The organism is Saccharothrix hoggarensis (genome assembly GCF_052936025.1).
Window position 1 is genome coordinate 789706 of record NZ_CP193624.1, and the last position, 23974, is coordinate 813679.

The 23974-nt window shown below is 73.1% G+C and carries 23 protein-coding genes; 9 read left to right on the forward strand and 14 right to left on the reverse strand.

The features are described 5' to 3' along the window. The first annotated feature begins 46 nt into the window (after positions 1 to 46). Positions 47 to 961, forward strand: coding sequence for a DMT family transporter (locus ACRAKH_RS03940; RefSeq protein WP_447009635.1), 915 nt, complete (start codon positions 47 to 49; stop codon positions 959 to 961). On the opposite strand, the gene ACRAKH_RS03945 is transcribed toward ACRAKH_RS03940, so the two are convergent. Beyond that, positions 955 to 2349, reverse strand: coding sequence for a class II fumarate hydratase (locus tag ACRAKH_RS03945; protein WP_380721925.1), 1395 nt, complete (start codon positions 2347 to 2349; stop codon positions 955 to 957). The two genes, ACRAKH_RS03940 and ACRAKH_RS03945, sit on opposite strands and share 7 nt — an antisense overlap. A 64-nt stretch (positions 2350 to 2413) precedes the next feature. Here ACRAKH_RS03945 and ACRAKH_RS03950 point away from each other — a divergent pair, with 64 nt between their 5' ends. Next, positions 2414 to 3385 (forward strand): NAD(P)/FAD-dependent oxidoreductase, encoded by a 972-nt coding sequence (locus ACRAKH_RS03950; RefSeq protein ID WP_380721923.1) that lies wholly within the window; start codon positions 2414 to 2416, stop codon positions 3383 to 3385. 125 nt (positions 3386 to 3510) lie between these two features. Here ACRAKH_RS03950 and ACRAKH_RS03955 read toward each other — a convergent pair whose 3' ends face one another. The 8 genes from ACRAKH_RS03955 to ACRAKH_RS03990 all read right to left on the reverse strand — a co-directional run bounded on the left by ACRAKH_RS03955 (position 3511) and on the right by ACRAKH_RS03990 (position 9212). Next, positions 3511 to 3942 carry a L,D-transpeptidase gene (locus ACRAKH_RS03955; RefSeq protein WP_380721921.1) on the reverse strand — a complete coding sequence of 144 codons (432 nt, stop codon included), beginning with the start codon at positions 3940 to 3942 and terminating at the stop codon, positions 3511 to 3513. 55 nt (positions 3943 to 3997) lie between these two features. Continuing rightward, positions 3998 to 4519, reverse strand: a complete 522-nt coding sequence (locus tag ACRAKH_RS03960) for a L,D-transpeptidase (RefSeq protein WP_380721919.1) — start codon at positions 4517 to 4519, stop codon at positions 3998 to 4000. Between the two features lie 268 nt (positions 4520 to 4787). Next, positions 4788 to 5555 carry a S1 family peptidase gene (locus ACRAKH_RS03965; protein WP_380721917.1) on the reverse strand — a complete coding sequence of 256 codons (768 nt, stop codon included), beginning with the start codon at positions 5553 to 5555 and terminating at the stop codon, positions 4788 to 4790. A 154-nt stretch (positions 5556 to 5709) separates the two neighbouring features. After that, positions 5710 to 6765 carry a class II fructose-bisphosphatase gene (gene glpX / locus ACRAKH_RS03970; RefSeq protein ID WP_380721915.1) on the reverse strand — a complete coding sequence of 352 codons (1056 nt, stop codon included), beginning with the start codon at positions 6763 to 6765 and terminating at the stop codon, positions 5710 to 5712. Between the two features lie 54 nt (positions 6766 to 6819). Continuing rightward, a complete protein-coding gene (locus ACRAKH_RS03975) occupies positions 6820 to 7029 on the reverse strand; it encodes an exodeoxyribonuclease VII small subunit (protein WP_053719410.1) in 210 nt (69 codons plus the stop codon). Beyond that, on the reverse strand, positions 7026 to 7433 hold the full coding sequence (locus ACRAKH_RS03980; protein WP_380721912.1) for a sugar ABC transporter substrate-binding protein: 408 nt from the start codon (positions 7431 to 7433) through the stop codon (positions 7026 to 7028). Before ACRAKH_RS03980 ends, ACRAKH_RS03975 begins: the two co-directional genes overlap by 4 nt. Beyond that, entirely contained in the window at positions 7414 to 8730 is a 1317-nt protein-coding gene (xseA, locus tag ACRAKH_RS03985) for an exodeoxyribonuclease VII large subunit (RefSeq protein WP_380721910.1), read from the reverse strand. Before xseA ends, ACRAKH_RS03980 begins: the two co-directional genes overlap by 20 nt. Further along, positions 8727 to 9212: a lipid droplet-associated protein gene (locus tag ACRAKH_RS03990; protein WP_380721908.1), complete on the reverse strand. Its 486-nt coding sequence runs from the start codon at positions 9210 to 9212 to the stop codon at positions 8727 to 8729. Before ACRAKH_RS03990 ends, xseA begins: the two co-directional genes overlap by 4 nt. Before the next feature lie 64 nt (positions 9213 to 9276). On the opposite strand from ACRAKH_RS03990, the gene ACRAKH_RS03995 reads away from it, so the two are divergent. Beyond that, complete coding sequence (locus ACRAKH_RS03995; RefSeq protein WP_380721906.1) at positions 9277 to 10221, forward strand: 4-hydroxy-3-methylbut-2-enyl diphosphate reductase; 945 nt, start codon at positions 9277 to 9279, stop codon at positions 10219 to 10221. A gap of 403 nt (positions 10222 to 10624) precedes the next feature. Beyond that, on the forward strand, positions 10625 to 12508 hold the full coding sequence (locus ACRAKH_RS04000) for an ABC transporter ATP-binding protein (protein ID WP_380721904.1): 1884 nt from the start codon (positions 10625 to 10627) through the stop codon (positions 12506 to 12508). Positions 12509 to 12626: 118 nt separating this feature from the next. Here ACRAKH_RS04000 and ACRAKH_RS04005 read toward each other — a convergent pair whose 3' ends face one another. The 3 genes from ACRAKH_RS04005 to ACRAKH_RS04015 all read right to left on the reverse strand — a co-directional run bounded on the left by ACRAKH_RS04005 (position 12627) and on the right by ACRAKH_RS04015 (position 17796). Further along, a complete protein-coding gene (locus tag ACRAKH_RS04005; protein ID WP_380721902.1) occupies positions 12627 to 13541 on the reverse strand; it encodes a carbohydrate-binding protein in 915 nt (304 codons plus the stop codon). 233 nt (positions 13542 to 13774) lie between these two features. Continuing rightward, positions 13775 to 16654: an AAA family ATPase gene (locus ACRAKH_RS04010; protein ID WP_447009636.1), complete on the reverse strand. Its 2880-nt coding sequence runs from the start codon at positions 16652 to 16654 to the stop codon at positions 13775 to 13777. Continuing rightward, on the reverse strand, positions 16651 to 17796 hold the full coding sequence (locus ACRAKH_RS04015; protein ID WP_380730215.1) for an exonuclease SbcCD subunit D: 1146 nt from the start codon (positions 17794 to 17796) through the stop codon (positions 16651 to 16653). Before ACRAKH_RS04015 ends, ACRAKH_RS04010 begins: the two co-directional genes overlap by 4 nt. A gap of 97 nt (positions 17797 to 17893) precedes the next feature. Here ACRAKH_RS04015 and ACRAKH_RS04020 point away from each other — a divergent pair, with 97 nt between their 5' ends. The 4 genes from ACRAKH_RS04020 (at position 17894) to ACRAKH_RS04035 (ending at position 21009) form a co-directional block, all read left to right on the forward strand. After that, on the forward strand, positions 17894 to 18832 hold the full coding sequence (locus ACRAKH_RS04020) for a DNA recombination protein RmuC (protein WP_380730217.1): 939 nt from the start codon (positions 17894 to 17896) through the stop codon (positions 18830 to 18832). A gap of 38 nt (positions 18833 to 18870) precedes the next feature. After that, positions 18871 to 19632, forward strand: a complete 762-nt coding sequence (locus tag ACRAKH_RS04025) for a DUF6542 domain-containing protein (RefSeq protein WP_447009637.1) — start codon at positions 18871 to 18873, stop codon at positions 19630 to 19632. Between the two features lie 253 nt (positions 19633 to 19885). Further along, positions 19886 to 20884: a TerC/Alx family metal homeostasis membrane protein gene (locus ACRAKH_RS04030; protein WP_380726562.1), complete on the forward strand. Its 999-nt coding sequence runs from the start codon at positions 19886 to 19888 to the stop codon at positions 20882 to 20884. A 2-nt stretch (positions 20885 to 20886) separates the two neighbouring features. Then, positions 20887 to 21009 (forward strand): hypothetical protein, encoded by a 123-nt coding sequence (locus tag ACRAKH_RS04035; protein WP_380726560.1) that lies wholly within the window; start codon positions 20887 to 20889, stop codon positions 21007 to 21009. Positions 21010 to 21031: 22 nt separating this feature from the next. Here the strand turns inward: ACRAKH_RS04035 and ACRAKH_RS04040 are convergent, their stop codons facing one another. Both ACRAKH_RS04040 and ACRAKH_RS04045 read right to left on the reverse strand, forming a co-directional pair. Continuing rightward, positions 21032 to 21532, reverse strand: coding sequence for a methylated-DNA--[protein]-cysteine S-methyltransferase (locus ACRAKH_RS04040; RefSeq protein WP_380726558.1), 501 nt, complete (start codon positions 21530 to 21532; stop codon positions 21032 to 21034). After that, on the reverse strand, positions 21529 to 22797 hold the full coding sequence (locus ACRAKH_RS04045; RefSeq protein ID WP_380726556.1) for a DNA-3-methyladenine glycosylase 2 family protein: 1269 nt from the start codon (positions 22795 to 22797) through the stop codon (positions 21529 to 21531). Before ACRAKH_RS04045 ends, ACRAKH_RS04040 begins: the two co-directional genes overlap by 4 nt. A gap of 80 nt (positions 22798 to 22877) precedes the next feature. Between ACRAKH_RS04045 and ychF the strand changes: the two genes are divergently transcribed. Then, positions 22878 to 23957: a redox-regulated ATPase YchF gene (ychF, locus tag ACRAKH_RS04050; RefSeq protein ID WP_380726554.1), complete on the forward strand. Its 1080-nt coding sequence runs from the start codon at positions 22878 to 22880 to the stop codon at positions 23955 to 23957. Positions 23958 to 23974 lie beyond the last annotated feature (17 nt).

Here is a 23974-nt window from a genome sequence, read left to right on the forward strand (position 1 = left end):
GAAGTGGAGCTTAACCGTGGACCACCGGTCGGTGAGAGTCCTCGACATGGGAATCACGACCAGGGCGGTGCCCACCAGGGCCGCGATCGCGTCCGGCGCGTTGACGTCGGTGATCGTCGGCGCGTCCGTGCCGGTGACCGGCATGCTCCAGCAGTACCCGCTGCTCACCGGCCAGGCGATGCGGTACGCGCTCGGCGCCGTCGTGCTGCTCGGGTGGGTCCGGCTGCGCGGGGGACGGCTGCCCGTGCCGTCACGGCGGGACTGGCCCGCGCTGGTCGCGCTCGTCGTGACCGGGATGCTCGGGTTCAACGCGTGCGTGCTGTACGCGCAGCGGTACGCCGAGCCGGGGTTCGTCGCGGCGGTGCTGGGCGCGAGCCCGCTGGTGCTGGCGCTGGTCGCGCCGCTGCTGGCGGGCCGGAAGCCCGCCGTGCCGGCGGTGGTGGGCGCGGTCGTCGTGGTCGGCGGGGTGGTGGTGCTGTCCGGCGGCGGGTCGTGGCACGGGCCGGGGCTGGCGCTCGCGCTGCTGACGATGGCGGGGGAGGCGTCGTTCACGCTGTTCGCGGTGGGCGTGGTGCGCCGGCTCGGCGGCGTGGCCGTCGCGACGTGGTGCTGCGTGATCGCGGCCGTCGCGGGCGGGCTCCTGGGCACGGTGTTCGGCGGCTGGCAGGTGCCGACGGTGCGCGAGGGCGCGGCGCTGGTGGTACTCGGGATCGTGCTGACGGCGGTGGCGTTCGGCCTCTGGTACTTCGCCGTCGCGCAGCTCGGCGCCGACCGGGCCGGCGTGCTGATCGGGCTCATGCCGGTGGCCGGGCTGGTGGCGTCGGTCGCGCTGGGCGCGCAGGAGCTGACCGCGGTGGCGCTGCTCGGCTCGGTGGCGGTGGCGCTCGGGTGCGTGGTCGGGCTGCGGGGACGGGCGGCCGACGCCGACCGCCCGCCCCGCGTCGAGCTCGCGGTTCAGTGACCGCCGTTGGCCATGCGCAGGACGTCGAGCGCCTGGTCGAGCTGGGCCTCGGTGAGCTTGCCCGGCACGTGGCCGCGTTCCAGGACGACCTCGCGGATCGTCTTGCGCTCCTTCAGCGACTGCTTCGCGATCGACGCCGCCTCCTCGTACCCGAGGTAGCGGTTGAGGGGCGTGACGATCGACGGCGACGACTCGGCGTACTCGCGCATCCGGTCGACCTGCGGTTCCGCGCCGGTCAGCACCTTGTCGGCGAGCAGGCGCGCCACGGCGGCCAGCAGGCGGGCGGACTCCAGCACGTTGCGGGCGATCACGGGCAGCATCACGTTGAGCTGGAAGTTGCCCTGCGACCCGGCGAACGCCACCGCCGCGTCGTTGCCGATCACCTGCGCCACCACCATCATCGTGGCCTCGGAGATCACCGGGTTCACCTTGCCCGGCATGATCGAGGAGCCGGGCTGGAGGTCCGGCAGGGCCAGCTCGCCGAGGCCGGTCCGGGGGCCGGACCCCAGCCACCGCAGGTCGTTCGCGATCTTGAACAGGCCCACGGCGGTGGCCCGGAGCTGCCCCGAGATCTCCACCACGCCGTCCTGCGTGGCCTGCGCCTCGAAGTGGTCACGGGCCTCGGTCAGGGGCAGGCCGGTGACGGCCGCCAGCTCAGCGGACACCGCCGCGCCGAACCCCGCCGGCGCGTTCAGGCCGCTGCCGACGGCCGTGCCGCCGATCGGCAGCTCGGCCAGGCGCGGCAGCGACGACGTCAGCCGCTCGATCCCGTAGCGGACCTGCGTGGCCCACGCGCCGGCCTCCTGGCCCAGCGTGACGGGCACCGCGTCCATCAGGTGCGTGCGACCCGACTTGACCAGGGACGTCCAGTCGGCGGCCCGCGCGTCCAGCACCGAGACGAGGTGTTCGAGCGCCGGGACCACGTCCCGCGCCACGGCCTCCGTCGCGGCGACCCGCAGCGTCGTCGGGAACGTGTCGTTGGACGACTGCGAGGCGTTGACGTGGTCGTTCGGGTGCACGTCCCGGCCGAGGGCGCGCGTCGCCAGGGTCGCGATGACCTCGTTGGCGTTCATGTTGGACGACGTGCCGGACCCGGTCTGGAACACGTCGACCGGGAAGTGCGCGTCGTGCTCGCCCGCCGCCACCGAGTCGGCGGCCTCGGCGATGGCCGCGGCGACTTCGGGTTCCAGCACCCCGAGCCGCTCGTTCACCCGCGCCGCGGCGGCCTTCAGCAGCCCGAGCGCCCGGATCTGCGCGCGCTCCAGGCCCCGGCCGGAGATCGGGAAGTTCTCCACGGCGCGCTGCGTCTGCGCACGCCAGAGCGCGTCGACGGGCACCCTGACCTCGCCCATGGTGTCGTGCTCGACGCGGTACTCCTGTTCAGCCATACCACCGAGTTTGGACCGGGTCGGCCCACTGGGCACAGTGGGCTCGAACACCTATGGTCGGGGTATGGAGCTTGAGGTCGACCTGCTGATCGTCGGTGCGGGCCCCACGGGGCTGTTCGCGGCGTACTACGCGGGGTTCCGGGACCTGTCGGTCGCGCTGGTCGACGCGCTGCCCGAGGCGGGTGGCCAGATCACCGCGATGTACCCGGAGAAGATGATTTTCGACGTGGCCGGGTTCCCCGCGGTGCGCGGGCGTGAGCTGGTGAGCGCGCTCGTGCAGCAGGCCGACCAGTGGAAGCCGACGTACCTGCTCGGCCGCCAGGCCCGCACCTTGTCCGAAGTGGACGGTCGGCTGGAGGTCGGCCTCGCGGACGGCGGCGTGGTCCGCGCGGGCGCGGTGCTCATCACGGCCGGCATCGGCGAGTTCCGGCCACGTCCGCTGCCCGCGGGCGACGGCTGGCTGGACCGCGGCGTCGTGCACTTCGTGCCGAAGCTCAACGTGCACACCGGCCAGGACGTCGTGGTCGTCGGCGGCGGCGACTCGGCGTTCGACTGGGCGCTCGCGCTGCACCCGATCGCGGCCAGCGTCACGGTGGTGCACCGCCGGGCGACGTTCCGCGCGCACCCGCCGACCGTGCGGCAGGTCCGCGACCTCGGCGTGGAGATCATCACCGACGCCGAGGTGCTGGAGCTGCGCGGCGACCTCGATCTGGCCGAGGTGGAGCTGGGCCTGAAGGGCGGCGACCGCAAGGTGCTGCCCGCGCAGACCGTCGTGGCGGCCTTGGGCTTCACCGCCGATCTCGGCCCCATCGAGGCGTGGGGGCTGGAACTAGACCACCGAGCGGTCGTGGTGGACACCACCATGCGCACCGCCCGGGACCGCGTCTACGCCGCGGGCGACGTGGCCCAGTACCCGGGCAAGGTGAAGCTGATCGCCACCGGCTTCGGCGAGGCCGCGACCGCGGTCAACAACATCGCCGTGCTGCTCAACCCGGAGGCCCACCTGTTCCCCGGCCACTCCAGCAACGCCGGGTGACGTCGCGTCGGTGATTCGTGGCTCATCCCAGGGCGATCACGCTTGTCGATCGTCCTGGGATGAGCCACGAGCCGCCGACTTCCGGGCTTCACCGCCGTCCGCGGGGCAGCGGCGATCCACCACCGTTACGGCACCACCTGCACCTGCTCGCCGGGGAACAGGTTGTCGTAGAACACCAACGACTCCTGCGGCCCCAGCCGGACGCAGCCGTGCGACTGCGTGTTCGTGTCACCCTGGTGGAACGCGACGCCGGTCGTGGTGAAGTACACCGCGTTCGGCATCGGTCCGTTGTACGGCACGCTCCAGTCGTCCTTCACCTTGCGCAGCACGGGAAAGGTGCCGACCGGGGTCTCGTGGCCGGGCATCCCGTGGGACATCCGGACGGGGCCGTAGCTGGCGTTCCCGTTGTAGATCAACCACGCCTGGTTGGTGGACAGCTGCACGCACGCGCCGTTCCGCACGGAACACGGCGTGCCGGTCGAAGCGGAAGCGGGAGTCGCGAGGCCGAGGGTCAAGGCCGCCGCGGCTAGCACCGTCGTGCCGAGTGTCTTCCTCATCGCTATCACTCCTCACCGAAGGGTTACCCACGGAGGAGTGATCCAACACACCGCGTCACGGAGCGACCTGGACCTGGTCACCCACCTTGAGGGTGTGGAAGTACTTCGCCGCCGCTTCGCGCGACAGGTGGATGCAGCCGTGCGACTCCTGCGTGAGGCTGCCCTCGTGGAACGCGATGCCGTTGCCGACGAAGTACGTGGAGTACGGCATCGGCCCGTTGTAGGGGATGCTCCAGTCGTCGCGGACCTTCCACAGCACCGAGAAGTAGCCGACGGGCGTCTCGTAGCCGGGCATGCCGGACGTCGTCGGCACCGGCCCGTAGCTGATCTTGCCCCCGCTGATCAGCCACGACTGGTTGGTGGACAGCTGCACGCACGCGCCCTCGGTGATGTCGCACGGCGTTCCGGGCACGGTGACCGGCGGAGGCGGCGGCGCGGGCTGCGGCTCGGGCGTCGGCGTGACGTCCGGCGTCGGCAGGGGTTCCGGCGACGGTTCGGGCGCCGGTGCGGACGTCGGCTCCGGTGACGGCGAGGTCGGGGCCTCCGACGACGGCACGGCGACCGAGGACGAAGGCACCGAGGACGAAGACGAAGACGTTGCCGAAGACGGTGACGGCGCCGGACCGGACGCCTCCGACGTCCCGCACGCCGTCGCCAGGAAAGCGATTGCCACCAAAGCTGCTCTGCGCATCGCGCACCCCCCGGGGATCATGCTGTTCTGCCCTGGAGACGCCGGCGTGGAGCGCCTGGTTGCAGCCGCCCCGGTAACGAATTGGGCAGGGCCGCCCCACCCGGAGGTGGGACGGCCCTGGGAACGCCGGGACGAGCCCGTCAGGACGAGCGGGTCACACCGCGCCCGCGTACTGACCGATCCACGAGCGGAACGCCGGCACGTCCATGTAGATCGACGGGCCGGTGGCGCAGGTGGAGCTGTTGTTGCCCGCGCGGCTGGTGGCGCCGATCAGCTGCCACGTGCCGTTCACGGCCTTGATCTGCGGGCCGCCCGAGTCGCCGTAGCAGGCGCCCGAGTTGCCGTTCGGGTTGTTCGTGCAGATCTCCACCGAGCCGTAGATGCCCAGGCAGTTGCTGTCCGACACGATCGACGTGTTCAGCTCCTGCAGGGTGATCGGCGCGCCGCAGGCACCGCGCGGGGCGCAGGTCTGGCCCCAGCCGATGATGCGGGTGGCCGTGCCGACCGCACCGGACGTCGACGCCACCGCGATCGGGGCCTGGCTCACCGAGGTGGCCAGGCGCACCAGCGCGATGTCGTACGACGGGTGCGTGATCACCTGGGCGCCCGACGCGACCGTGCCGCCGCTGGTGCGGTTGGTCGTGCCGATGCGGGCCCGGATGGAGGACGCCGTCCGGCCCTGCACGCAGTGCTTGGCCGTGACGACCCAGTTGGCCTTGATCAGCGAACCGCCGCAGAAGTGGCTGCCCGTGGTGCTCTGCAGGGACACCATGAACGAGTAGGTCTGCGTGGCGTTGCCGCCGCCCACGATGAACGGGGTGACTCCGCCGTCGGTCGCCGGGGCCGCCGCCGCCCCGGCCGCCGTGGCGAGCGCAGCTCCTACCGCCACCGCGAAGGCGGTGAACAGGGTGCGAACCTTCATCACTGTCCTCTCCGTCCCCGGCGCAGGGTGCTCGGGGACGAATCGGAAACTAGGGAGGAACGCGGGGTGATCACCACAGCCGATCGGCCGGTAACGCTCGGTTGACCGTTGACAGCGACCCGTGGCACCCGGCGACCGGCCGTGGTGGTGGGGGTTACGGGAGCGGCGGGAGGGCGTCCTCGCCGGTGACCGGGATGTCGAAGTCCACCGACGAGTACTCGCGCAGCTTGGTGAGCCGGTGGAACCCGTCGATCATCCGCACCGTGCCCGACTTCGACCGCATCACGATCGACTGGGTCGTGCAGCCGCCCGCCCGGTAGTGCACGCCGCGCACCAGGTCGCCGTCCGTGACACCGGTCGCGCAGAAGAACACGTTGTCGCCGCGCACCAGGTCGTCGGTCAGCAGCACGCGGTCCAGGTCGTGGCCCGCGTCCAGCGCCCGGCCCCGCTCGGCGTCGTCCTTCGGCCACAGCTTCGCCTGGATCGCGCCGCCCATGCACTTCAGCGCCGCCGCCGCGATGATGCCCTCCGGCGTGCCGCCGATGCCCACGAGCAGGTCGATGCCGGTGTTCGGCCGGGCCGCCGAGATCGCGCCCGCCACGTCGCCGTCGGAGATGAAGTGGATGCGGGCGCCCGCCGCGCGCACCTCGCGCACCAGCGAGTCGTGCCGCGGCCGGTCCAGGATGCACACCGTCACGTCGGACACGTCGCTGTGCTTCGCCTTCGCCACCCGGCGGATGTTCTCCGCGATCGGGGCGGTGATGTCGATGACGTCGGCCGCCTCCGGCCCCGTCGCCAGCTTCTCCATGTAGAACACGGCGGACGGGTCGAACATCGCGCCCCGCTCGGCCACCGCGAGCACCGCCAGCGCGTTCGGCATGCCCTTGGCCATCAGCGTGGTGCCGTCGATCGGGTCCACCGCGACGTCGCAGTCGGGACCGTCGCCGTTGCCGACCTCCTCGCCGTTGTACAGCATGGGCGCCTCGTCCTTCTCGCCCTCGCCGATCACCACGACGCCCCGCATCGACACGGTGCCGATCAGCTTGCGCATGGCGTCCACCGCCGCGCCGTCGCCGCCGTTCTTGTCACCGCGGCCCACCCAGCGCCCGGCGGCCATCGCGGCCGCCTCGGTCACCCGCACGAGCTCCAGCGCGAGGTTCCGGTCGGGAGCCTCGCGTCGACGCTCGGACGGGCTGCTGCCTGTGACCATGAGGTTCCTCCTGCGACTGCGATTACCGGCCGGTAGACCAATCCTCGCACGTCGTCACGCCTCGGCCACGTCCTCCTCGGTCACACTGAGTGCTTGATCGATCCGTTCCCGCGCGCCCGCCAGCTGCCGCTCGCACGTCTTCGCCAGGGCCTCGCCGCGCTCCCACAGCGCCAGCGACTCCTCCAGGGACAGGCCGCCCGCCTCCAGCCTGCGGACCACCTCCACCAACTCGTCCCTGGCCTGCTCGTAACCCGGCTCGCTCACGTGGACAGCTTCCCCAATCGCTTCTGGACGTGCACCACGACGGTCGCGACCGCCTGGTCGTACCCGACGAACGCCTCGGCGAACTCCGCGCCGTCGCCCTCGCGGACGGCGTCGTCGATGCGGTGCTCGGCCGCCGCGACCCGCCGGCGGTGCACCGAGCCGCGGCCCGACCACCACCGCGACCCCGCGTAGTCCGACGTCGCCTCGGACAGGTCGTGCAGCCGGTTGATCAACGTCTGGCCGCCGGACGTGCAGCCTGCCACCAGCGACAGCCAGCAGTCCGCGGCGGCCCGGTCGGCCGACTCGGCGCGGCTGCGCACCGCGCGGGCGCCGTCGTCGTCCGCGTCGTTCGCGGCGGCCATCGTCAAGGGCAGGAACGTGGGCTCACGTGCCGGGTTCGGCACCACCGCCTCCTTCCTCCGCCTGACCGCCGACCCCGTCGGCCGTCGCCCGATCGCCGGCTGTCGCCGGCACGCCGCCTCCGCCGGTGGCGACCACCGCGTGCACGGCGCCGTCGGCCACGCGCACCCTCAGCCGGGTGCCCGCGGGAGCTTGGGAGGTCGACCGGAGCACCCCGTCCACGCCGTCGGGCGTGACGAGCTGCACCACCGCATACCCCCGCGCCAGCGTGGCGGCAGGCCCGAGGGTCGTCAAGCGCGCCGTGGTCGCGACCAGGCCGGCGGTCTCCGCGTCGAGCCGGTTCCGCACCGCGCGCCGGGCCCGCTCCCGCAACCGGTCCACGTCCTCCGCCCGCCGGTCCAGCGGACCGTACGGGTCGGAAAGCGCAGGTCGGGTCCGCAGCGCCGCGAGCAGCTTCCGCTCCCGGTCCACCCACCCGTGCAGCGCGCGGCGGCTGCGGTCGCGCAACTGGCGGATCCGCTCGCCTTCCTCCGCCACGTCCGGAACCACCCGTTTGCCGGCGTCGGTCGGCGTGGAGCAGCGCACGTCCGCCACGTGGTCCACCAGCGGCGTGTCCGGCTCGTGCCCGATCGCCGACAGCACCGGCGTGCGGCACTGCGCCACCGCCCGGCACAGCGCCTCGTCGGAGAACGGCAGCAGGTCCTCCACGCTGCCGCCGCCGCGCGCCAGGACGATCACGTCCACCTCGGCGTCGCGGTCCAGAGTCGACAGTGCGGTGAGGATCTGCGGCACCGCCAGCGCGCCCTGGACGGCCACGTTCACCACCCGGAACCGGGCGCCCGGCCAGCGGGCGTGCGCGTTCGTCAGCACGTCCCGCTCGGCGGCCGACGCGCGACCCGTGATCAGCCCGATCTTGTTCGGCAGGAACGGCGGCTTGCGCTTGCGCCGCGGGTCGAACAGGCCCTCCGCGTTCAGCAGCTTGCGCAACCGCTCGATCCGGGCCAGCAGCTCGCCGATGCCGACCTGGCGGATCTCGTCCACGCGCAGGCTCAGCGTGCCGCGGTTGGGGAAGAAGTTCGGCTTGCCGTGCACGACGACCCGGCTGCCCTCGGACAGCTGCAGCTCGCGCACCATCCCGACCGGCGCCGTCAGCTGCATCGACATGTCCACGGACGGGTCGCGCAGCGTGAGGAACGCCGTCGCCGTGCCCGGCCGGGCGCTCAGCTGGGTGACCTGGCCCTCCACCCACACGTCGCCGAGGCGGTTGATCCAGTCGAAGATCTTGCGCGCGACCGTCCGCACCGGCCACGGGTTCTCCGGGCTGGACTTCTCGTCGCTCACTGGTGCTTGAGGTTCGCGATGCGGCGGGTGAGCATGCCGGTGAACTCGGGCCGCGCCGCGTGCGTGCGCTCGTGCGCCAGCAGCTCCTCCAGGTCCTCCGCGGACAACGTCCGCAGCCGGGCCCGGAGCTGCGCCAACGTCAGCTCGTCGTAGTTCGGCAGCACGGCGGGCGGCTCGGCGGCCAGCGCCCGCTCCTCCTCCGCCCACGGGTCCTCGGCGGGCGCGGGCGCCGGCTCCGGCTCGTCCTCGTCGAACGTCGCCCACTCGGGCTCCTGCTCGACGGGGCGCAGCACGGACAGCACCTCGTCACCCTTGATTGCGAGTTCCGTCACCTGCTGCTGCACCCGCATGGACAGGCGCAGGGCCTCGCTGACCACGGTGACCGGGAGCCCCGCGAGTTGCTGCGGCAGCTTCCTGGCCTGCTCGACGGCGGTGACCGCCAGTCCCGCGGCGAGGCGGACGGTCAGCGGCAGTGGCTTCATGCCCTACAGCCTGCCGCAGTCGGCCGTCGGATGCCTACATCCGGCACGCCGTACCCTGGGCACCATGGACAAGCGAGTGCTCCTGGCCAAGCCGCGCGGCTACTGCGCAGGCGTGGACCGTGCCGTCGTGACCGTCGAGAAGGCGCTGGAGCAGTACGGCGCCCCGGTCTACGTGCGCAAGGAGATCGTCCACAACAAGCACGTCGTCGAGACGCTGTCCCGGCGCGGCGCGATCTTCGTCGACGAGACGGACGAGGTGCCCGAGGGCGCGCTCGTGGTGTTCTCGGCGCACGGCGTGTCGCCCGCCGTGCACGAGGAGGCGGCCGACCGCGGTCTGCGGACCATCGACGCCACCTGCCCGCTGGTGACCAAGGTCCACAACGAGGCCAAGCGGTTCGCCCGCGAGGACTACGACATCCTGCTCATCGGCCACGAAGGACACGAGGAGGTCGAGGGCACCTACGGCGAGGCGCCGTCGCACATCCAGCTCGTGGACACCGCCGAGGACGTCGACAAGGTCGTCGTGCGCGATCCGTCCAAGGTGGTCTGGCTCTCGCAGACCACGCTGTCGGTGGACGAGACGATGGTGCGGGTGCGCCAGCTGCAGGAGCGCTTCCCGGACCTCCAGGAGCCCCCGTCGGACGACATCTGCTACGCGACGTCCAACCGGCAGACCGCCGTGAAGACGATGGCGCCCGAGTGCGACCTGGTGCTCGTGGTCGGGTCGAAGAACTCGTCCAACTCGGTGCGGCTGGTCGAGGTCGCGCTGCAGGCGGGCGCGAAGGCGTCGTACCTGGTCGACTACGCCCGCGAGGTCGACGAGGCGTGGCTGGACGGCGTGTCCACGGTCGGCGTGACGTCGGGCGCGTCCGTGCCGGACATCCTGGTGATGGAGCTGCTGGAGTTCCTGGCCGAGCGCGGCTACGGGAACGTCGAGGAGATCACCACGGCGAACGAGAAGATCGCCTTCGCCCTGCCGCGCGAGCTGCGCAAGGACATGGTCCGCTAGTCGGGGTTGCCGCCGCGGGGGACCCGGCGTTCCCGGTCCCCCGGCGGGGAGCAAGCCTTCCGTCGCACCTCCGCCGTCGCACCTCCGCTGGCGCGTGTCGGGCGGTCGCGTGCCCGCCGTCGCGTGTCCGGCCGTCCCGCGCTCGCTGTCGCGTGCCCGGCCGTCCCGTGCCCGGCCTTCCGGCGCACCTCGGCCGTCGTCGCGCACCTCGGCCGTCGTCCCGCACCTCGGCCGTCGCGTGTCCGGCCGCACGCGCCGGAACGGCTTCGCGGGGGTCGCCCCCGGGGGACCCCCGGTTCTCATTTTGCCAGTGGGGTCTGACAATTTCGGGGTGCCGCGGGGTTGAGCTGCGCTGACGGCGTAAGCGGTTGGCGGCGCGGGCGGGGTGGCGTTTGCTGGAGCCATGAGCACCGTGCTGATCGGGGTGGAGAACGTGGCCACCCCCAAGTGGGCCCGTCGACGCGGCGGGACGTCGGTCAGCCTGGGCAAGGCGTTGAAGAGCCTGCCGTCGGCGGTGGCGATGGTGGTCCGGCTCGCCTGGCGCACGTCGCCGAAGCTGACCGTGCTGGCGGGCGTGGTGCACGTGCTGTCCGGCGGCGTCACGGCGTTCGGGCTGCTCGCCACGGCGGACGTGTTCGCGGCCCTGCTGCGGGACGGCCCCACGCCGCAGCGGGTGACCGAGGCGTTGCCCGCGCTGGCGGTGGTGGTCGGGTCGTTCGTGGTGCGGGCGCTGCTCGACACGGCCGTGGCGGCGGTCGAGAGCTCGCTGCGACCGCGGGTCACCCGTGAGGCGAACGACGAGGTCACGGCGGTGCTCGTGCGGGCCTCGCTGCTCGCGTTCGAGGACGCCGACTTCCGCGAGCTGGCCCGTCAGGGCGGGCGGCGCGGCGTCCGGTCGCTGGAGAGCAGCCTGCGGTACCTGGCGGACCTGGTGTCGGGCGGCATCTCGCTGGTGGCGGCGGTGGTGACGGTCGGGCTGCTCAACCCGTGGCTCGCGCCCGCGCTGCTGCTGGCCGCGTTCGCGAACGCCTGGGCGTCGGCGCGGGCGTCGAAGCTGCGGTACGAGCACTTCCTCGACTCGGTGACCCGCAACACCCGGAAGGGCGTCGTGGAGGAGGTCGCCACCGACCGCGACTTCGCGCTGGAACGGCACGCGCTGACGTTGCAGGAACGGCTCCTCGCCGAGCACCGGCGCATCGCCGACAGCCTGGTGCGGGACGAGATCCGGATGGCCCACCGGACGAACCTGGTCCGGCTCACCGGTCGGGCGCTGGCGGGCGTCGGCACGGCGGTCGCGTACGTCGTGCTGGGCGTCCTGCTGCACACCGGCGGGATGGAGCTCGCGCTCGCGGGCACGGCGGTGCTGGCCATGCGCACCGGCTTCTCGTCGCTGGCCACCACGACCCGCGCGGTGAACTCCCTGTACGAGGACTCGTTCTACATCGACTTCTACCGGAAGTTGCTGGTCGAGGGCGCGGAACGGGCGCAGGGCAGCTCACCGGTGAAGGCGCCGGCCGACCCGTCCCGCATCACCCTGACCGACGTCTCCTTCACCTACCCCGGCGCGCCCAAGCCCGCGCTGCGCGACGTGAACCTGACCGTGGCCAGGGGCGAGGTGGTCGCGCTCGTCGGGGAGAACGGGTCGGGCAAGACGACCCTCGGCAAGGTCCTGACCGGCCTGTACCCGGCGTCGGCGGGCACGGTGGCGTGGGACGGCGTGGACCTGGCGACGGCCGACCCGCACTCGGTGCACTCGTCCATCGCGGTCATCGCGCAGGACCCGGCGCAGTGGCCGATGACCGCCCGGCACAACGTGACGGTCGGCCGGTTGGAGCGCGACGACGAGGAGGCGTGGCGGTCGGCGGTGGCGAAGTCCGGCGCGGACGAGGTGCTGGCGTCGCTGCCCGCGGGCGCCGACACCGTGCTGTCGCGGCAGTTCAACGACGGGCAGGACCTGTCCGGCGGCCAGTGGCAGCGGATGGGCATCGCGCGCGGCATCTACCGGGACGCGGCGGTGCTGGTGGCGGACGAGCCGACGGCCGCGCTGGACGCCAAGGCCGAGGCGCGGGTGTTCGCCGGGCTGCGGGAGGCGACGGCCCGCCGCACCACGATCCTCGTCACGCACCGGCTGGCGAACATCCGCAACGCCGACCGGATCGTCGTGCTCGACCAGGGCCGGATCATCGAGCAGGGCACGCACGAGGAGCTGATGGCGTCGCGCGGCCACTACTTCGAGCTGTTCGAACTGCAGGCCGCCGCGTACCGGGGCGGCCTGCTGGCGTCCTGACCGCACCGCGCGGGAGAGCCGCCCCCGGACGCGCGGGGGCGGCCGAGCACCTCCTTCCTCCAGCCAGGAAGAAAGGGGACGGCACTCGGCCGCGTCATTCATCGCGGCAACGCGAAAATCAGTACCACGCTTTGTGGTATGTGTGGTTGTCGGTGCCCTCGACGAAGATGTCGATTCGGTTCGGTCCCCACGAGACGGCGGCGGGGTTGTGCAGGAATACGCCGCCGAGGTTTTCCCACCCGGACCAGGACGACCCGTTCCACCACTTGTGCCAGAGCTGGTTGTCGGTGCCCTTGGCGAAGACGTCGAGCCGGTTCGCCGCCCACGACGCCACCGCCGGCCCGGCCGTGATCACGCCGCCGAGGCCTTCCCAGCCGGACCACGACGAGCCGTTCCACCACTTGTGCCAGAGCTGGTTGTCCGTGCCCTCGACGAACACGTCGATGCGGTTCGGCCCCCACGACACGGCGGCCGGGTTGTCGACGATGACGCCGCCGAGGCTCTCCCAGCCGGACCAGGAGGACCCGTTCCACCACTTGTGCCACAGCGCGGAGTCGGTGCCGCGGACGAACACGTCGAGCCGGTTCGCGGACCACGACGCGACCGCCGGACCTGCGGTGATCACGCCGCCGAGGTCTTCCCAGCCGGACCACGACGAGCCGTTCCACCACTTGTGCCACAGGTGGTTGTCGGTGCCGCGGCCGAAGAGGTCGATGCGGTTGGCGCCCCACGAGACGGCGGCGGGGTTGTCGATGATGACGCCGCCGAGGCTCTCCCAGCCGGACCAGTTCGACCCGTTCCACCACTTGTGCCAGACGGCGGAGTCGGTGCCCCGGACGAAGACGTCGAGGCGGTTGGCCGACCACGACGACACGGCCGGGCCCGCCGTGATCACGCCGCCGAGGTCGCCCCAGTTGGACCATTGTCGGTCCGTCGACCGCTGCTCGGCGGCGGGTTTGCCCGAGGTGTCCGCGGGCGCGGCGGCGGCCACGGTGGCGCCCGTCGAGAACAAGACCAGCAGAACTGCGGTCAACAATCGCGAGAATCTGAGCTGCACCGGATTTCCCTCCATTGCCGGATGCGTGCAAACCAATGCTTTTGGAACGTAGCACGGCCGGGCAATTCCTAATGGTGGAAAATGGGTTCATCCACCCTGGTGGAAGATCTCCGCAAAAATTGTGGTTGCTCGCCGAAATCGGTCACCGGCTGTGATTCGGCGTCCGAACCAATCCGGGAGGACGACCCACGTCAGGGTCGCGACGGGGACTACGCCGTCAGCTCCAGCGACGAGCCCTCGCGCGCCTTGCGGACGCGCAACCGGGTCGGGATGCGCTGCCGCAGCTCCTCCACGTGCGAGACGAGGCCCACGACCCGGCCGCCGGCGCGGAGTTCGTCCAACGTCGTCATGACCAGCTCCAGGGTCTCCGCGTCGAGCGTGCCGAAACCCTCGTCGATGAACAGCGTGTCGAGCACCGCGCCCGCCGCGACCACGTCCGCCAGCCCGAGCGCCAGCGCCAGGGACGCCAGGAACGACTCCCCGCCGGACAACGTCTTCGCCGGCCGCTGCTGCCCCGAGTAGTCGTCCATGACGTCGAGGCCCAGCCCGCCCCGCGTGCCGCGCGGACCGGCCTCGACCGAGTGCACGAACCGGTAGCGGCCCTGGCTCATGCGCTCCAGGCGCGCGCTCGCGGCCACCGCGACCTCTTCCAGCCGCGCCGCCAGGACGTACGTGCGCAGGGTCATGCTCTTCGTGTTCTGGCCCGAGCCGTTGATCACGTCGGTCAGCGCGTCCAGCTCGGCGTACTCGGCCTCCACCGGCTCCAGGCGCTGCCACGCGGCGCGCAGCTGCTCGGCCAGCTCGGTCGCGCGGGCCGACCTGGTGCGGGCGTTCGTGCGCACGGTGGTGGCCGCGGTCGCCCGGTCGCCCGCCAGCCGGAACCGCTCCTCGGTCCCCGTCACGTCGACCTCGTCGTCCGGGTCGACGTCGGGCAGCTCCGTCAGCGTGCTCTCGGCCGCGGTCCGGGTTTTCTCGACGTCCCGGATGCGGGTCTCCAACGCCGCCACCACGTCGTCGGGACGGGCCGCGGCCAGCGCCTCGGCCACGTCGGCGAACCCCGCGCGGGCCGCCAGCCGGGTCAGCTCCACGCGCTGGTCGGCCAGGCGCTCCTCGTGCTCGGCCACGGCCGCGCGCCGCTCGTGCAGGTCCACCAGGGCGTCGGCCAGGTCGGACAGGTGCGCCCGCCGCGCCACCACGTCCGGGAAGTCGCCGCGCGCCTCCTCCAGCCGCGCGCCGCGCTCCGCCACCGCCTCGGCCAGGCCCTCGCGCTGCGCGCCCATCTCGGCGATGTCCCGCTCCAGCCGGCCCTGCCGCTCCTCGGCCCGCCGCACGTCGGCCTCCAGCCGGGCCAGCTCCGCCTGCCGCGCCTCGACCTCCCGCGCCAGCCCGGACACCACGCGGTGCTCGCGCGACAGCTCGTCGGGCGACCGGTCGCCCACCTGCTCGCGCAGCCAGCCGAGCCGCTGCTCCAGCTTGTCCTTCTCGCTCTCGGCGCGGGCCCGCCGCTCGGCCGCCCGCTGCTCCGCCGCGACCGCCGCGTCCTCGTCCGCCGCCGTCACCGAACCCAGCACGGGCTGCGCGGGCGCCGGGTGCTCGGCCGACCCGCACACCGGGCACGCCCGGCCCGCCTTCAGCTTGGCCGCGAGTTCGATCGCCATGCCGTCGAGGCGTTCCCGCCGCACCATCAGCAGGGCGTCGAGCGCGCGCTGGTGCGCGTCCACGGCGACCCGTCGCGCCTCGTCCGCGGCCCGGAACTCCGCCTCCACGCGCGGCAGCTCGGCAGCCGCCGAGGCCAGCCCGGCGACCTGCGCCAGCCGCGCGGCGGCCACCGTCGCGTCCTCCACCGCCGACCTGGCGGCGACCAACCGCGCCGGCACGGTGTCGAACTGCGCCTCCAGCTCGGCCAGCTCCCGCCGCGCGGCGGTGATCTCCTGGTCGAGCCGCGCCACGCGCCGCCGGTCGTCCTCCTGCTTCAACGCCTCCGCGGCCAGCGCCGTCAGCGCGCCGGACTCCTCGCGCAACCGCTCCGCGTCACCGCGCAGGTCCGTGCCGTCGTACCCGAGCGCGGCCACCGCGTCCGCCGCCGCCCGCTCCCGCGCCACCGCCGCGTCCAGGGCGCGCTCGGACCGCTCCACCGCCTGCTGCGCCGGCACCACGACCGCCGCCTGACGTGCCGCGTCACGTTCCGCCGCCCACGCCCGCAGGCTCGGCTCCACCTCGGCGCACCGGTCGAGGTTGCGCCGGGCCTCCCGCACGCGGCGCACCCGCTCGTGCCGGGCCCGCGCCGCCTGCCAGGCCGCCTCGGCCTCCGCGCGCCGGGCCACGGCCTCCGCCGCCACCTGGTCGGCCTCCCGCTCGGCCTCGTCCAGCCGCTTCAGCAGGGAGCTGAGCCACTCCGCGTCGCCACCGCCCTCCGGCGGCTCCTCCAGCGCCACCTCGGCCACCCGCTGCACCAGGTCGCGGTGCTCGAGGGCGAGCTGGTCGACCTCGCGCTTGCGCTCCCGGCGGCGCTCGCGGAACCACCGCTCCACGTCGAGGAAGCGCTCCGTGCCGAACAGCTTCTCCAGCAGCTTCTCCCGCTCGGCCGTCTCCGCCCGCAGGAACCGCGCGAACTCGCCCTGCGGCAGCAGCACCACCTGGAAGAACTGCTCCGCCGTCATGCCGAGCAGGTCGTCGACCTCGCGGGCCACCTCGTCGATGCGGGTGTGCCCCTCGCCCTCCCAGCCGCTGATCCACGTCAGCGACACCTGAGACTGCTGCCGCGTCACGCCGTCGCCGCGCTTCTTCGGCCGGTCGTACTCGGGCGACCGCTTCACCCGCAGCCGCCGGCCGCGCACGGTCAGCTCCAGCTCCACGAACGTCGGCGTGTCCCGGTGGGCGTAGTCGCAGCGCAGCCGCTTCACGTCGCCGCGCGCGCCCGGCACCTTCCCGAACAGCGCGAACGCCACCGCGTCCAGCAACGTGGTCTTGCCCGCGCCGGTGTCGCCGTGCAGCAGGAACAGCCCGTCCGCGCCGAGCCGGTCGAAGTCGACCCGCTCCACCCCCGCGTACGGGCCGAAACCGCTCACCACCAGCTCGTGCAGCTTCACGCCGTCTCCTCCCGGGCCGCCGCCGCGAACGCCTCGCGCAGCAGGCCCAGCTCCCGCTCGCCGGGCCGCTCGCCGCGCACGTCCTCCAGGAAGCAGCAGGCGACCTCCTCGTCGGTGTGGCCGCGGACCCGTTCGGCGAACCGCAGCTCACCGGTCCGCCCGCCCTCCGGCCGCCACTCCACGTGCACCGCGTGCGCGAACCGCGACTGGAGGCGGCGCAGCGCGTCCAACGGCCGCACGCGGTCGGTCAGCGTCACCGACAGGAAGTGGTCGGCGACGTCCTCGTGCTCCGGCGCGACGAGCAGGTCCTCCAGCTCGCCGCTCAACGTCGACAACGCCCGCGGCACGGGCAGCGCCCGCTTCTCCACCCCGGCGAGCCCTTCCGGGCCCAGCTCGGCCAGCCACACCTGCTTGTGGTGCCTGGCCTCGGAGAACGAGTACGCCACCGGGCTGCCCGAGTAGCGCAGGTGCTCGGCCAGCGTCTGCTGCCCGTGCAGGTGGCCCAGCGCCGCGTAGTCGACCCCGGAGAACACCCCGCCCGGCACGTCCTGCACGCCGCCGACCGCGATCGTCCGCTCCGACTCGCACGGCTCGCCGCCCGTCACGAACGCGTGCGCCAGCACCACCGACCGGGCGCCGCGCCGTCCCGCCAGGTCCTCCTTGACGCGCCGCATCGCCTCCGCGAGCACGCCGGCGTGGCCCTTCGCGTCCGGCACGCCCAATGCCTGCCGCGCCGTCTCCGGCTCCAGGAACGGGATGCCGTACACCGCGACCGGGCCGTGCTCGTCGGCCAGCAGCACCGGCTCGGCCAGGTCCGCGATCCGCGTCCGCAGGTGCAGGCCGCCCGCCTCGGTGAACGCGCCGAGGAACCCTAGCCGCGCCGCCGAGTCGTGGTTGCCGGGCGTGACGACGATCTGCGCGCCCGCCGCCCGCACCCGCTTCAGCACCCGCGCGCACACCGCGACGGCTTCCGCGTTCGGCACCGCCCGGTCGAACAGGTCGCCGGACACCACGACCGCGTCGACCCGCTCGTCCGCCACGGTGTCGGCCAGGCCGCTGAGCACCGATTCCTGTTCCCGCAGCAGGTCACGGCCGTGGAAGGTGCGCCCCACGTGCCAGTCGGACGTGTGCAGGATCTTCACGCCGGCCACGCTAGGGGCGGTCGCGCCCGAACCCCGGAACCCCGCTCGGCGTGTCGCTCGAACGTGTGGTCGGACACGGGTGCGCGATGATCGTGGGATGACGGCGGTCCTCAGCACGGCGGCGGTGGTCGTGGCGCTCCTGCTCGCGGGTGCGCTCGTGTTCCTGTGGCGGCTCTACCAGGACAGCGTGCGGCGCACCGACGCCGCGCTGGCCGCGGTGCGGGCGGAACGGGAACGCGGCGACGCGCAGTGGGCGGCGCTGCAGCGGTACGAGGTGGCGTTCTCCTCGGTGAGCGGCCGGGGCGAGCTGGGCGAGAAGGTGCTGGTGGAGACGGCGCGGGCGCTGGGCCTGCGCGAGGGAATCCACTTCAGCCTGCAGGTCGACGTCGCCGGCGGCGGTTCCGTGCGGCCCGACCTGGTGCTCAACGTCGGCGGCGGCCGGCAGGTGCCCGTGGACGCGAAGATGAGCATGGCCACGTGGGCGGAGGCGGTGGAGACCGACGACGCGTCGGAGCGCGCCGACGCGTTGCGCGTGCACGTCCGGAACATCCGCGCGCGTGCCGCCGAGCTGGCCGGCAAGGGCTACCAGCGGTGGGCGGACGCGATCTACGGCACCGTCATGTTCGTGCCGAACGACGGCGCGGTCGTGGCGGCGCTGGACACCGATCCCGAGCTGCTGCGGTGGCTGCTCGACCGGCGGGTGTTCCTGTGCGGGCCGACCGGGTTCGCGGTGATCGCGTCGGCGGCGATGTTCGCGGTGACGGACCGGGCGCTGGCCGACGACGTCGAGCAGGTCAGGGCGGCGGCGGGACGTGCCCACCGGGCCGCGGACGGCGCGATCGACGCGGTGAACCTGTCCAGCACGCACCTCCAGCGGTTCCTGTCGGCGCGGCGGCGCGAGCTGGACGCGTTGGAGGGATTCCGGGCGGCGGTCGAGCCGCTGAGCAACGCGTCGTCCGACGTCACGCCCCTGCCGCTGGTCCGGCGGACGGACGAGGCCGGCATCGGTGCACCCTTGGACGCCCGCGAGGCGTAATAGAGTGTGTCGGAACCAGGCCGAACGAGGAGTGTGCGGTGACCGCTGCAACGCGTGACGACTCGCGCAGCGAGCCGGAGGACGACGAGGTCTCCGCCGTCCGCTGGAACGACCGCGCCATGTTCGGCAGCTTCCGGGGGCTGCCGTGGTGGGCCGCGGTGCTCATCGCGTTCGTGGTGGCCATCATCGGCACGTACGTCGACGTCGGGTCGGCCGCGCAGACCGTGGGCTGGGTGTTCGCCGTCACGTTCTTCCTCGGGTGCGTCGGCGCGGTCGTGTTCGTCGAGCGGCGGTCGATGTTCGGCCCGATCGTCCAGCCGCCGCTGATCCTGGCCATCGTCGTGCCGCTGCTGGTCGTGTTCACGCAGGGCCTGCCCAGCGGGGGGCTCGCGTCGGCCGGTCTCCAGCTCGGCAAGCCGCTGATCGACGGGTTCCCCGCGATGGCGGTGACGACGGCCGTCACGGTGATCCTCGGCATCGTCCGGGTGATGACCCAGCAGGACCCGAACCGGCTGACGAAGGACGAGAAGCGCGAGGCGAAGCGCGCACCGGACCGCCCCCGCCCGGACCGCGACAAGCCGAACCCCGAGGACCGCCCGAAGCGCCCCCGCGCGGACCGCTCCGACCGTGCCGACCGCGCCGAGCCGACCCCGGACCGCCGCCGCTCGACGGCCCCGCCGTCCGACGAGGACCGCCCCAAGCGCCCCCGCCGGCCCGCCGAGGACCGCCCCCGCCGCCCCGCCCCGCCCCGCGAAGGCGGCCGCCCCCGGCGTCCCCGGCCGCCGCGCGACGAAGACTGATCCGGACGAGCCCCCGCCTGGGCGGGGCCGTTCCGCGCCGGAAGCCCTTTACCCACCCTTTACTAAAGGCGGGTCGTCGCTGATACTGGTGGCGAGGGGAGTACTTCCCAAGCGTCTGCCCGGTCATTACGGACATCCCGTTCGATGTCCCCGGGAGGCCGCCCCGGTGGGGTGAAGGAGACCTCGAACATCGACTGTTCGAGGAGGTCCGGTGCCCCTGTTGGCGTCAGTTCCCGCGGTTCCGTCCGGTCCGGTGGAGTCCGTCGGGTCGACGGGCCTGTGGTTCATCAGCATCGCCGTCCTGGTCGCGCTCCTGGTGGCCGACTTCGTCGTCACCCACCGCCCGCACGAGGTCTCGATGCGGGAAGCCGCCGGGTGGTCCGCGTTCTACCTCGCGTTGCCGGTTGTCTTCGGGGTCTGGTTGTGGAACGCCCACGGGACCGACCGGGCGCTGGAGTTCATGACGGGGTTCGTGGTCGAGAAGTCGCTCTCCGTGGACAACCTGTTCGTGTTCATGCTGCTGCTGGCCGCCTTCGCGGTTCCGCCCAACGTGCAGCAGCGCGTCCTGCTCTACGGCATCGTCGGCGCCCTGGTGCTGCGCGGCGTGTTCATCGCGGCCGGCGCGGCCATGCTGGCGGCCGGGACGTGGGCTTTCCTCGTCTTCGGGCTGATCCTGTTCGCCTCGGCGGTGAAGATCCTCCACGAGGCGATGAAGGGCGTCGCCGCGGAGCGTGACGTCTCCGCGATGCGCTCGGTCCGCCTGCTGCGCCGGCTGATGCCGGTCACCGACGACTACCGCGGCACCCGGCTGACGGTCCGCGAGCACGGGCGGCGCGCGCTCACGCCGCTGGCCGTCGTCGTGGTGGCGGTGTTCGCGACCGACGTGGTGTTCGCCGTCGACTCCGTCCCGGCGGTCTACGGCATCACCGAGGACCCGTACCTGGTGTTCGCCACGAACGCGTTCGCCCTGCTCGGCCTCCGCGCCCTGTACTTCGTGCTGCACACGGCGCTCGCGAAGCTGGTCCACCTCAACCACGGGCTGGCGATCATCCTCGCGTTCATCGGCGCGAAGCTCGTGCTGCACTGGGCGCACGGGATCTGGCCGGGCGTGCCGGAGATCCCCACGCCGCTCTCGCTGGCGGTGATCATCGCCGTCCTCGCCACGGTCACCGTGACCAGCCTGCGCAGCCGGCGGCGTGCCGAGGCCCGCACCGGCGAGCCGGGCGAGAAGGCCACCGCGCCACGGGACTGACCATGTTCTTCGAATGGCTCCTCGACGTCCTGGTCACCGGCTTCCTGACCGTGGTGGTCCTGGTCTCGCTGGTGATCACCTGCGCCGCCCTGCACCCGCCGCGCGGTCCGCGGCCGCGGGCCTGACGGCGTCGGGTGATCACCGGCGTCAGGCCGCCTCGTGGTTCAGCAACCACCGCTTCACGTCGACGCCCCAGCGGAAGTCGCCGATCGCGCCACCCGTGCGGACCACGCGGTGGCAGGGGACGAACAGGGTCGCGGCGTTCCTGGCGCACGCCGTCGCGGCCGCCCGGACCGCGGCCGGGCGGCCGGCGAGCAGGGCGTAGTCGGCGTAGCTGATCGGCTTGCCCGCGGGCACGGTGCGCAGCGCGTCCCACGCCCGCGCCGTGAACTCGCCCGCCCGCTGCCGGACGGGGATGTCGGCGATCGCGTCCAGGTCGCCCGCGTGGTAGGCGCGGACGGCCCTGGTCACGGCGCCGAGGTCCCGGCGCGGGGTCAGGGTGGTCGGGCGCAGCGACGGGGAGACCCGGGGCAGCAGGTCGTCCACGTCGGCGGTCCAGCCGCTGGCCAGGACGGCCCCGTCGGCCGCGACGATGGCGGTGAACGGTCTGATCGGGGTGTCGGTGGTCGACACGTGGCCGGTGCTCACGCGGTCCTCCTGAGGTGCATCGCGGCGTACGAGCGCCAAGGGCGCCACGCGGTGTTGTCGCTGGTCAAAGGAATGTCCGGGGCTCCCAGAACGCGCATCACGACGTACGAGGCGACGTCCGGCCCGACACCCGGGAACGCGGACAGCTCGGCGTGCAGCTCGTCGGCGTCACGGCCCACGTCGACCTTCAGCGTCCCGTCTGCCAACGCCCGGGCGACGGGGGAGTCGACGGCCGACGGCGCCGGGTACAGGTGCGTCACCGGCCCGTCCGGCTGTTCCAGGCGCTCGCCCCGGACGTGGTGGCCGAGCGCCCGGAGCAGGGTTTCCGCGCCGTCCACGCTGCCCGGCAGCCGCACGCCCGGCCGGGCCAGCACGGACGGCCGCAGCGCCGGGTCGGCGGACAGGAAGTCGTCCACGGCCACCGGGTCGGCGTCGAGGTCCAGCAGCCGCCGGACCCGGCTCACCGCGCTGCCCAGGTCGCGCAGGTCGGTCAGCCGCAGCGTGCACGACACGTGCCCGGCCGCGGGCTCCAGCAGGACGGTGGCCTGGCCGTGCGGCAGGCGCAGCGACCGCGCGTAGGACCGCTCGGTCACGTGCTCGACGCCGGGGATGGCGTTGGCCCGGAAGTACGCGAGCAGGCCCGCCGCGTCGAACGGCGGCCGGTACGGCAGGCGGAGCGTGAGGCGGCCCGCCGTGGTCGGCGCGGCGCGGGTCGAGCGCATCGCCGACGGGGTCGTCGCGAACACCGTGCGGATCGTGTCGTTGAACTGCCGCACGCTGGCGAAACCGGCCGCGAACGCGATGTCGGCGAACGACAGGTCGGTCGTCTCGATCAGCAGCCGCGCGGAGTGCGCGCGGTGGGCGCGGGCCAGGGCGAGCGGGCCGGCGCCCAGCTCGGCGGTCAGCACGCGGGTCAGGTGGCGTTCCGAGTAGCCGAGGCGCCCCGCGAGGCCGGGGACGCCCTCGCGCTCCACCACGCCGTCCGAGATGAGGCGCATGGCGCGCGCCGCCAGGTCGGCCCGGAGGTTCCACTCCGGCGAGCCCGGCACGGCGTCCGGCAGGCACCGCCGGCACGCCCGGTAGCCGGCGGACTGGGCGGCGGCCGCCGTGGGGTAGAACTCGGCGTTGCGGCGCTTCGGCGTCACGGCGGGGCAGGACGGCCGGCAGTAGATGCGGGTCGTGCGCACCGCGAGGATGAAGCACCCGTCGAACCGGGCGTCGCGGGCGGCGACGGCCCGGTAGGCGCGTTCGTCGTCGAGGAGCATGGGGCCCACTCTGCCGGCGGTGGGACGTGCGGTCTCGCGGGAATCGGACACGGCATCCGGGGCGCGTAGACTCACCCACCGTGAGTTTGACCCTCGGTATCGTCGGCCTGCCCAACGTCGGCAAGTCCACCCTGTTCAACGCCCTCACGCGCAACGACGTGCTGGCGGCGAACTACCCGTTCGCGACCATCGAGCCGAACGTCGGCGTGGTGCCGCTGCCGGACGACCGCCTCGCCAAGCTCGCGGCGATCTTCGGCTCCGAGCGCGAGGTGCCGGCGGTGGTGTCGTTCGTCGACATCGCGGGCATCGTGAAGGGCGCGTCCGAAGGCGCGGGCCTGGGGAACAAGTTCCTCGCCAACATCCGCGAGGCCAACGCGATCTGCCAGGTCATCCGGGTGTTCGACGACTCCGACGTGATCCACGTCGACGGTCGCGTCGACCCGGCGAGCGACATCGAGACGATCAACACCGAGCTGATCCTGGCCGACCTCCAGACGTTGGAGAAGGCCGTGCCGAGGCTGGAGAAGGAGGCGCGGACGCAGAAGGACCGCCGCCCGGCGCTGGAAGCGGCGCAGAAGGCGCGCGAGATCCTCGACTCCGGCCGCACCCTCTTCGCCGCCCAGTCCGAAGTGGACGGTTCGCTGCTGCGCGAGCTGAGCCTGCTCACCGCGAAGCCGTTCCTGTACGTGTTCAACGCCGACGAGGCCGTGCTGACCGACGAGGCCCGCCTCAAGGAACTGCGCGAGATGGTGGCGCCCGCCGACGCGGTGTTCCTCGACGCCAAGGTCGAGGCGGAGCTGCTGGAGCTGGACGAGGAGTCCGCCCGCGAGCTGCTGGAGTCCATCGGGCAGCACGAGCCGGGCCTGTACTCGCTGGCGAGGGCCGGCTTCCACACCCTCGGCCTCCAGACCTACCTGACCGCGGGCCCCAAGGAGTCCCGGGCGTGGACGATCCCCCGGGGCGCGACCGCGCCGCAGGCGGCGGGCGTCATCCACACCGACTTCGAGCGCGGTTTCATCAAGGCCGAGGTGGTCTCCTTCGACGACCTCGTGGAGGCGGGTTCCATGGCCGCCGCGAAGGCCGCCGGCAAGGTGCGCATCGAGGGCAAGGACTACGTGATGGTCGACGGCGACGTGGTGGAGTTCCGCTTCAACGTCTGACCGGGGTGGCGTGAGCG

Excerpts from the sequence above, each read along its gene's own strand:
- ACRAKH_RS03945 (WP_380721925.1), bottom strand. The coding sequence starts at position 2,349 with ATGGCTGAACAGGAGTACCGCGTCGAGCACGACACCATGGGCGAGGTC.
- ACRAKH_RS04035 (WP_380726560.1), top strand. The coding sequence starts at position 20,887 with ATGTTCTTCGAATGGCTCCTCGACGTCCTGGTCACCGGCTTCCTGACC.
- ACRAKH_RS03950 (WP_380721923.1), top strand. The coding sequence starts at position 2,414 with ATGGAGCTTGAGGTCGACCTGCTGATCGTCGGTGCGGGCCCCACGGGG.
- ACRAKH_RS04020 (WP_380730217.1), top strand. The coding sequence starts at position 17,894 with ATGACGGCGGTCCTCAGCACGGCGGCGGTGGTCGTGGCGCTCCTGCTC.
- ACRAKH_RS03955 (WP_380721921.1), bottom strand. The coding sequence starts at position 3,942 with ATGAGGAAGACACTCGGCACGACGGTGCTAGCCGCGGCGGCCTTGACC.
- ACRAKH_RS04045 (WP_380726556.1), bottom strand. The coding sequence starts at position 22,797 with ATGCTCCTCGACGACGAACGCGCCTACCGGGCCGTCGCCGCCCGCGAC.
- ACRAKH_RS03940 (WP_447009635.1), top strand. The coding sequence starts at position 47 with ATGGGAATCACGACCAGGGCGGTGCCCACCAGGGCCGCGATCGCGTCC.
- ACRAKH_RS03995 (WP_380721906.1), top strand. The coding sequence starts at position 9,277 with ATGGACAAGCGAGTGCTCCTGGCCAAGCCGCGCGGCTACTGCGCAGGC.
- ACRAKH_RS03965 (WP_380721917.1), bottom strand. The coding sequence starts at position 5,555 with ATGAAGGTTCGCACCCTGTTCACCGCCTTCGCGGTGGCGGTAGGAGCT.
- ACRAKH_RS04000 (WP_380721904.1), top strand. The coding sequence starts at position 10,625 with ATGAGCACCGTGCTGATCGGGGTGGAGAACGTGGCCACCCCCAAGTGG.
- glpX (WP_380721915.1), bottom strand. The coding sequence starts at position 6,765 with ATGGTCACAGGCAGCAGCCCGTCCGAGCGTCGACGCGAGGCTCCCGAC.
- ACRAKH_RS03990 (WP_380721908.1), bottom strand. The coding sequence starts at position 9,212 with ATGAAGCCACTGCCGCTGACCGTCCGCCTCGCCGCGGGACTGGCGGTC.